This is a genomic window from Actinocorallia lasiicapitis, from assembly GCF_054778695.1.
Window position 1 is genome coordinate 1 of record NZ_BAAGZI010000310.1, and the last position, 7,141, is coordinate 7,141.

Here is a 7,141-nt window from a genome sequence, read left to right on the forward strand (position 1 = left end):
GACGGGGTGGCGCGCCGGCGGCTCGCGATCGGCGACGTCAACGCCACAGGGCTGGTCGCGGCGGCCGTCACCGTGCTGGCCCGGCACGCCCTGCGGATCCTCGGTGGTGAGGGGATGCCGCTGGCCGACGTCATGGAGCGGCTGAACAGCCTGATCATCGGCGAGGGGGACCGGGGCAGGCTGCTGACCCTCCTGCACGGCGAGATCGCCGAGACGGGCGACCTGTCGATGGTCTGCGCCGGCCACCCGCTGCCGCTGATCCTGTCGGCCGACGGCACGATCGAGGAGGGCACCCAGCCCCAGCCGCTGCTGGGCGTGCTCGACGACGTCGCCTTCACGGCCCAGGCCCGCAAGCTGCTGCCCGGCCAGGTGCTGCTGGCCGTCACCGACGGCGTCACCGAGCGCCGCCACGGCGAGAAGATGCTCGGCGACGGCACCGGACTCGAACGCCTGTTCGCTTCCTGTGTCGGGTTGAACGCCGGCGCGATCGCCGCGACCGTCGAAAGAGCGGTTCAAGACTTCTCCCCGGAACCGGGCCACGACGACATGGCGATCGTGGTTCTGCGCGCAACAGGGTGACGATCAGGTTATGTTGGGTGGTGTGGGGCTGGCTTTGCAGACGACGCGACAGGACGGCCGGGCGCTGGTGATGGCGCGCGGCTCCATCGACCTGCACTCTTCGGAGGGGCTGCGCGAGTGTCTCGCCGGCCTCATCGACAGCGGAGAGAGCGAGGTGGTCGTCGATCTGACGGCCGTCGACTTCTGCGACTCCTCCGGGCTGAACGTGCTGGTCAGGGCGTACAAGCACGCGAGGGCCAGCAATTCGGCGCTGATCGTCACGGGGGCCTACGGCCGGGTGGAGAACGTGCTGCGCACGACCGGCCTGGACAGGTTCCTCATCCGCGAGTCCTGATGCTGACCGAGAAGACTCTCCGAGCCGCGCCGGTCACCGACGCGGTGGAGCAGGCTCGGCGGCTCACCGCCAGCACGATGCGGTCCTGGTCGCTGACCGGTGACGAGGAGCCCGTCACGGCGATCGTCGCGGAACTGGTCGCCAACGCCGTCCGGCACGCCGCCACCCCGCTGGAGCTCCGGCTGATCCTCCACGACGGCTACATCCGGATCGAGGTCCGCGACCGCGACCACCGGATGCCGTCGCTCGGCAAGCCCCAACCGCTCGACGACGGCGGCCGCGGCCTGTTCCTCGTCGACGCCTACTCCGCCGCCTGGGGAGCCGAACGCTCCCCCGACGGCGGCAAGACGGTCTGGGCCGAGGTCGCTACCGGCCGGAGCCGTACATCTCCGCGACCATGAATGCCAGGTCCAGCGACTGCTGCCGGTTGAGGCGCGGGTCGCAGTAGGTCTCGTAGCGGTGGTGCAGATCGTCCTCGGTGATCTCGTGGCCGCCGCCAACGCACTCGGTGACGTCGTCGCCGGTGAACTCCATGTGCAGGCCGCCCGGGTGGGTGCCGAGCGAGCGGTGCACCTCGAAGAAGCCCGCGACCTCGTCGACGACGTCGTTGAACGCACGGGTCTTGTAGCCCGACTCGGCCTCGAAGGTGTTGCCGTGCATCGGGTCGCAGATCCAGGCGACGTGCGCGCCGGTCTGGGACACCTTCTCCACCAGCGGCGGCAGACCGTCACGGATCTTGCCGGCGCCCATCCGGGTGATGAAGGTGAGCCTGCCCGGCTCGTTGTCGGGGTTGAGCGCCTCGATCAGCGCCAGGGCGTCGTCGGGGCTGGTGGTCGGGCCGAGCTTCACCCCGATCGGGTTGCGGATCTTCCGCATGAAGTCGATGTGCGCGCCGTCGAGCTGACGGGTCCGCTCACCGATCCACAGGAAGTGCGCCGAGACGTCATAGGGCAGCCCGGTCCTGGAGTCGACCCTGGTCAGCGCGTGCTCGTAGTCGAGGATCAGCGCCTCGTGGCTGGAGTAGAACTCCACCCCGCCGAACTCCGCGGGGTCGGCGCCGCAGGCCCGCATGAAGCGCAGCGCCCGGTCGATCTCGCCCGCGACCTGCTCGTAGCGCTGCCCGGCCGGGCTGGCCTTCACGAAGTCCTGGTTCCAGGCGTGGACCTGCCGCAGGTCGGCGTAGCCGCCCTGGGTGAAGGCGCGCGTCAGGTTGAGGGTGGTGGCCGCCGAGTAGTAAGCGCGCAGCAGCCGGTCCGGGTCGTTGCGGCGGGCCTCGGCCGTGAAGTCGAAGCCGTTGACCATGTCGCCCCGGTAGGCGGGCAGGGTCACGCCGTCGCGGGTCTCGGTGCCCTTGGAGCGCGGTTTGGCGAACTGCCCGGCCATCCGGCCGATCTTGACGACGGGAATGCTGCCCGCGTAGGTGAGGACGGCGGCCATCTGCAGCAAGGTCTTGATCTTGTTACGCACCGCGTCGGCGCCCGAGCCCTCGAAGGTCTCCGCGCAGTCGCCGCCCTGCAGGACGAACGCCTCGCCCAGCGCCACCGCGGCGAGCCGGTCCTTGAGCTGGTCGCACTCGCCGGCGAACACCAGCGGAGGCTGCTTGGCCAGCTCTGCGGTGACCGCGGCCAGCTCGGCGGGGTCCTCCCACTCGGGCTGCTGGACGATCGGCTTGGTGCGCCAGGAGTTGAGGTCAGGAATCTGCGTGCTCACAACCATCCAGGCTAGGCCACCTCCGCACCCGCGGCCACCGCCGATCCCACCAGATAAGACAGCGGTTCCCGCGGAGTTCCCGGCGAGTGCGCCGAGCCCCGCGGAACACGTCGGAACAGGACACGCCGGAAACAGTGAGGCCGGCAGGCGCTCCTGCGCTCACCGGCCTCGCTTGCCCTCACGGGCGGGCCTGTACAGCCCAGGTGATCAGGCCGCCACCGCCGGCTTGATCTCCCGGACGGTTCGCTCCGACTCGATCACGAGCTGCCGCAGCCGCCGGAGCGAGCGGTCGGTGATCTGGCGGACCCGGTTGTGCGAGAGCCCGTAACGGGCGCCGATCTGGGCGTAGGACTGGGGCTCGCCGTTGTCCATGCCGAACCTGGCCCGCAGGATCGCCTGCTCGCGCTGGGGGAGGCGTTCCAGCATCTTCGCCAGGCCGTGCAGATCGTCGGCCGCGACGACCTCCAGCTCCGGGGTGATCGCATCGGGGTCCTGGAGCAGGGTCCCCATGGGGGTCTCGCCCTCGTCGTCGACGCTGGCGTCCAGCGACGCCGGGTCACGCCGCCAGCCGAGCAGTTCGTCCACGTGTTCGGGGCTGGTGTCCAGGGTCTCGGCCAGCTCCTCGCGGTTGGGGTCGCGGCCCAGCTCACGGCTGAGGGTGCGTTCCGCCCGCCGCAACCGGGACAGCTCCTCCTCGACGTGCACCGGCAGGCGGATCGCCCGCGCCGTGTGGCTCAGGCCACGGCCGATGGCCTGCCTGATCCACCAGGTGGCGTACGTCGAGAACTTGTACCCCCGCTGGTAGTCGAACTTCTCCACGGCCCGCATCAGCCCGAGGTTACCCTCCTGGATCAGATCGATGAGCGGTAGAGATTCTGTCGGGTATTTGCGCGCAATCGACACCACAAGACGTAGATTGGCCTCAACGAAGCGTTGCTTGGCCTTCAGGCCGAGTTCGACAAGCTCCTGCAGCTCGTCTATACGAGCGCCCTCGGGCAGCTCGTCGTCCGAGTCGATCACTTGCTGGGCGAACAGCCCGGCCTCGATCGCCTTGGCCAGCTCGACCTCCTCGACGGCGTCGAGCAGCGGCCGACGGCCGATCCGGTCGAGGTAGGCGCCGACGAGGTCTTTGTCGGGGGTGTCCACGGTCGCGCCACGAGTTGCAGCCATCCTGACCCTTCTTTGGTCGAGGTCTCCCTACACTGCCAACGTTAATTACGGCTCTGTGATTCCCAGATCCGGGAGGGGAATAGCCGGAGCCGCCCCGCTGCTCTACGGGGTGCCCACTTACCGGGCCCTCAATACCGTCAGAACAGGAGAACCGCCCCCATGGCCACGTTCGCGCTCACCGAGGACACCTTTGACGAGGTGGCACAGGGCGACGGCATCGTGCTGATCGACTTCTGGGCCTCCTGGTGCGGCCCCTGTGTCCGGTTCGCCCCGACCTACGAGAAGCTGTCCCAGAAGCACGAGGACATCAGGTTCGCGAAGGTCGACACCGAGGACCAGCAGGCACTCGCCGCCCGCTTCGACATCCGCTCGATCCCGACGATCATGGCCGTCCGCGACGGCGTCATCGTCTACGCGGAGCCCGGCGCCCTGCCCGAGCAGGCCCTCGAAGGCATCATCGAGCAGGTCCGCGCCCTCGACATGGACGATGTCCGCAAGCGGATCGCCGAGGCCGGCTGACCGTCCGCTGGTCCGGCCTTGTTCTGGTCATGTGACTCATTGTTGACCGGTATTGGACCGCCCGTCAGGCTGGACTGCGCCTGGCGGGCGGAGTCGGATGGAAACGCCCGAACCGCCGACGTCTGGAGGCGTCCCCTCATGGCTTCCGACATTCTGCGCCGACTCGGCGACCTGCCGCCCGTCGCCCGGCTCCGCCAGGCAGGACGGCCCATCCGTACCGAGGACTACGTCGAGGACGGCCGGTTCGTGGTCCGCGCCGACCTCCCCGGCCTCGATCCGGCCCGCGACATCGATCTGAGCGTCGAACACGGCCATCTGGAGATCAAGGCGATCCGGCGGGGCAGCTCCCACGAGCGCGGCCGCGCCGACATCGCCTACGGCCTGTTCCGCAGCGTCCTGCGCCTGCCGGACGACGCCGACTGCACCAGCCTCGAGACCGACTACGAGAACGGCGTGCTCCGGATGGCGTTCAAGCTCCCCGGCGGCGACCCGCCCACCCCGCAGCAGCGCGAACGCCCCCGCCGCGCAGGCCCCTGACCACCCGCGAACCGTTCGGAACGCCCGCCACCGGCGACGCACCCGCCCGCGCCGTCGGACGCCGACACGGAAAGGCGCTCTAGGCTGGACGGGTGCTCGAAGCCGTCGCCGACCTGCTGGCCTGCCCGCTGTGCGCGCAGCCCCTCACCCTGGACGGCGCGTTGCGCTGCCCGTCAGGCCACACCTTCGATCTGGCGCGGCAGGGATACGCCAGCCTGCTGCGCGGCGACGCCCACACCGGGACCGCCGACACCGCCGCGATGGTCGCCGCCCGCGCCGACTTCCTCGCGGCGGGCCACTACACCCCCATCGCCGACGCGCTGACCGCGCTGTCCACCGGGACCGTCCTGGACGCCGGCGCGGGAACCGGGCACTATCTCGCGGCGGCCCTGGGCAGGGCCGAGCGCGGGCTGGCCCTCGACATCTCCAAGTTCGCCATGCGCCGCGCCGCCAAAGCCCATCCACGGCTGGGCGCGGCCGTCGCCGACCTCTGGTCGCCGCTGCCCGTCCGCTCCGGCACGATCGACGTGCTCCTCAACGTCTTCGCCCCCCGGAACCCGGCCGAGTACCGCCGTGTGCTCCGTCCGGAGGGCCGCCTGGCCGTCGTGACCCCGCGCCCCGGACACCTCACCGAACTCGTCGGCCCGCTCGGCCTGCTCACGGTGGACGGCCAGAAGGACGCCAGGATCGCCGAGAGCTTCACCGGCCTCTTCACCGCCCTCTCCGCCGAGGAGCTGACGATCCCGCTGAAACTGGCACCGGCCGAGGCGGTCACTCTCGCCGCCATGACCCCCAGCGCCCATCACGTCCCCGAAAGCGAGCTCGCCGCCCGCGTCGACGCCCTCGGCGCCGTCATCGAGGCCACCGCCGCCGTCCGCGTCACCGTCTACTCGGCGGCCTAGCCGCTCGGCGGTCTAGGCTCTTCGATCATGGCGAGCAACGTGTTCAAGAACGCCGCGAACGGCTACAGCCAGGTCGTCAGCGTTCCGGCGGGCCACCGGCTGATCATGACGTCCGGGCAGGTTCCCGTGGACGCCGACGGGACGATCGCCGAAGGGTGGGAGGCGCAGACCCGCCAGGTCTTCGAGAACCTCGGCACGGCGCTGGAAGCGGCGGGCGCGACCTGGAGCGACGTCGTCAAGCTCACCCTGTTCGTCGTCGACACCGCCGAACTCCCCACGGTCCGCGCTGTCCGCGACGAGTTCGTCGACGTCGAGCGGCCGCCGACCAGCTCACTGCTCAAGGTCGCCGGGCTCTACCATCCCGACGTCCTCATCGAGGTCGAGGCGGTCGCCGCCACCGCCTGACCGCGCGCCCGGGTCAGAGAGCGCCCGGGTCAGAGAGCGGTGCGGGCCAGTTGCAGCACGAGCTGCGGTGTCTCACCGGGGGACAGGGACGCCAGAGCGCCGGGGACGCTCGACACCTCATAGAGGAACGAGACGCTGACGGCGCGGATCCCCCCGGCCAGAAGGATGCTCTGCAGGGCCTGGCCCGCCCGCAGCCAAGCGGCGGGACCGTCCGAAGGAGTCGTCAACACCGCCGTCTGCGGTCCGCCGCTCCGCGGCAGACAGTGCAGGGTCGCGCCTTCGAGCCGAGCGGCCTCGGCCAGCTCCTGCAGGACCGGAGCCGGCGGACGCTGATCGCCATAGGGCTGGCGCGCCGGCAGCGGACGGAGACTCGCCGCGTACAGGATCCGCTCCGACGGGCGCGACCGGTGCGGACCCGCCAGCCGGACCTGCGCGAGCAGCGTCGGATGAGAACGGTCGGGCAGCAACCGCACCACCGGCTCACAACCGACCTGCGCCGCCGACAACCGCAGGTTGTACAGGGCGGCACCACAGCTCAGATGGAGACCGCGGCCCCGCGGATCGTCCAGAACCCGGAGACGCGAAGGATCGGCGTGCACCTCGACCAGACCCGGCTTGGCGACGAGCCGGGAAGCCCTGATGTCGTACAGGGCGGGAGCCAGCGCCCCCGCGACGACGAAACGGCTCGCGTTCAGCTCATTGAGCGCGCCCGCGACGGTCAGAGTCGTCAACACGTGCCTCCCAGCAGGACAAACAAGCAGGACAAACCGGGCTACCGATCAGTAGAAGGTACAAGGGGCCTATGGCGTACGCCACCCCGACCGCGTCACGGTTTGACGCACTTCCCCAGCACACGTAAGCTCAGCAAGCCGAATCCACGAAAACCATGTGCAGGCTCATGCCCGCCGGAGTTACAGTGGACAGGCCGACCCGGGAGGGGATGCAGGACGCCGCAAGGTGGCCGGCCCCGGCGGGCTCCTCACAC

10 protein-coding genes are annotated in these 7,141 nt (G+C 70.2%); 7 read left to right on the top strand and 3 right to left on the bottom strand.

Annotated elements, in window-relative coordinates; translation table 11 throughout:
- The 3 genes from ACYVE7_RS25770 to ACYVE7_RS25780 all read left to right on the top strand — a co-directional run.
- Positions 1-579 (top strand): PP2C family protein-serine/threonine phosphatase (locus ACYVE7_RS25770; protein ID WP_460368018.1); only part of this gene is annotated, 579 nt, incomplete at its 5' end.
- 10 nt (positions 580-589) lie between these two features.
- Positions 590-913 (top strand): STAS domain-containing protein, encoded by a 324-nt coding sequence (locus ACYVE7_RS25775; protein ID WP_460368019.1) that lies wholly within the window; start codon positions 590-592, stop codon positions 911-913.
- Positions 913-1,314: an ATP-binding protein gene (locus ACYVE7_RS25780; RefSeq protein ID WP_460368021.1), complete on the top strand. Its 402-nt coding sequence runs from the start codon at positions 913-915 to the stop codon at positions 1,312-1,314. Before ACYVE7_RS25775 ends, ACYVE7_RS25780 begins: the two co-directional genes overlap by 1 nt.
- Here ACYVE7_RS25780 and ACYVE7_RS25785 read toward each other — a convergent pair.
- Together ACYVE7_RS25785 and ACYVE7_RS25790 are read right to left on the bottom strand one after the other, a co-directional pair.
- Positions 1,280-2,629 (bottom strand): class II 3-deoxy-7-phosphoheptulonate synthase, encoded by a 1,350-nt coding sequence (locus tag ACYVE7_RS25785; protein WP_460368022.1) that lies wholly within the window; start codon positions 2,627-2,629, stop codon positions 1,280-1,282. The genes ACYVE7_RS25780 and ACYVE7_RS25785 overlap by 35 nt on opposite strands.
- A 201-nt stretch (positions 2,630-2,830) precedes the next feature.
- Positions 2,831-3,793, bottom strand: coding sequence for a sigma-70 family RNA polymerase sigma factor (locus tag ACYVE7_RS25790; RefSeq protein WP_460368023.1), 963 nt, complete (start codon positions 3,791-3,793; stop codon positions 2,831-2,833).
- A gap of 66 nt (positions 3,794-3,859) precedes the next feature.
- Here ACYVE7_RS25790 and trxA point away from each other — a divergent pair, with 66 nt between their 5' ends.
- The 4 genes from trxA to ACYVE7_RS25810 all read left to right on the top strand — a co-directional run bounded on the left by trxA (position 3,860) and on the right by ACYVE7_RS25810 (position 6,156).
- Complete coding sequence (gene trxA / locus ACYVE7_RS25795) at positions 3,860-4,312, top strand: thioredoxin (RefSeq protein ID WP_460368032.1); 453 nt, start codon at positions 3,860-3,862, stop codon at positions 4,310-4,312.
- 138 nt (positions 4,313-4,450) lie between these two features.
- Positions 4,451-4,849, top strand: a complete 399-nt coding sequence (locus ACYVE7_RS25800) for an Hsp20/alpha crystallin family protein (protein WP_460368025.1) — start codon at positions 4,451-4,453, stop codon at positions 4,847-4,849.
- A gap of 92 nt (positions 4,850-4,941) precedes the next feature.
- Positions 4,942-5,751, top strand: a complete 810-nt coding sequence (locus tag ACYVE7_RS25805; RefSeq protein WP_460368027.1) for a putative RNA methyltransferase — start codon at positions 4,942-4,944, stop codon at positions 5,749-5,751.
- 27 nt (positions 5,752-5,778) lie between these two features.
- On the top strand, positions 5,779-6,156 hold the full coding sequence (locus tag ACYVE7_RS25810; protein WP_460368029.1) for a RidA family protein: 378 nt from the start codon (positions 5,779-5,781) through the stop codon (positions 6,154-6,156).
- A 29-nt stretch (positions 6,157-6,185) separates the two neighbouring features.
- Here ACYVE7_RS25810 and ACYVE7_RS25815 read toward each other — a convergent pair whose 3' ends face one another.
- On the bottom strand, positions 6,186-6,890 hold the full coding sequence (locus ACYVE7_RS25815) for a hypothetical protein (protein WP_460368031.1): 705 nt from the start codon (positions 6,888-6,890) through the stop codon (positions 6,186-6,188).
- Positions 6,891-7,141 lie beyond the last annotated feature (251 nt).

What these genes read in the sequence shown, in the direction of transcription:
- ACYVE7_RS25775 (WP_460368019.1), top strand. Translation starts at nt 590, where the DNA reads ATGTTGGGTGGTGTGGGGCTGGCTTTGCAGACGACGCGACAGGACGGC.
- ACYVE7_RS25790 (WP_460368023.1), bottom strand. Translation starts at nt 3,793, where the DNA reads ATGGCTGCAACTCGTGGCGCGACCGTGGACACCCCCGACAAAGACCTC.
- ACYVE7_RS25780 (WP_460368021.1), top strand. Translation starts at nt 913, where the DNA reads ATGCTGACCGAGAAGACTCTCCGAGCCGCGCCGGTCACCGACGCGGTG.
- ACYVE7_RS25810 (WP_460368029.1), top strand. Translation starts at nt 5,779, where the DNA reads ATGGCGAGCAACGTGTTCAAGAACGCCGCGAACGGCTACAGCCAGGTC.
- ACYVE7_RS25785 (WP_460368022.1), bottom strand. Translation starts at nt 2,629, where the DNA reads ATGGTTGTGAGCACGCAGATTCCTGACCTCAACTCCTGGCGCACCAAG.
- ACYVE7_RS25800 (WP_460368025.1), top strand. Translation starts at nt 4,451, where the DNA reads ATGGCTTCCGACATTCTGCGCCGACTCGGCGACCTGCCGCCCGTCGCC.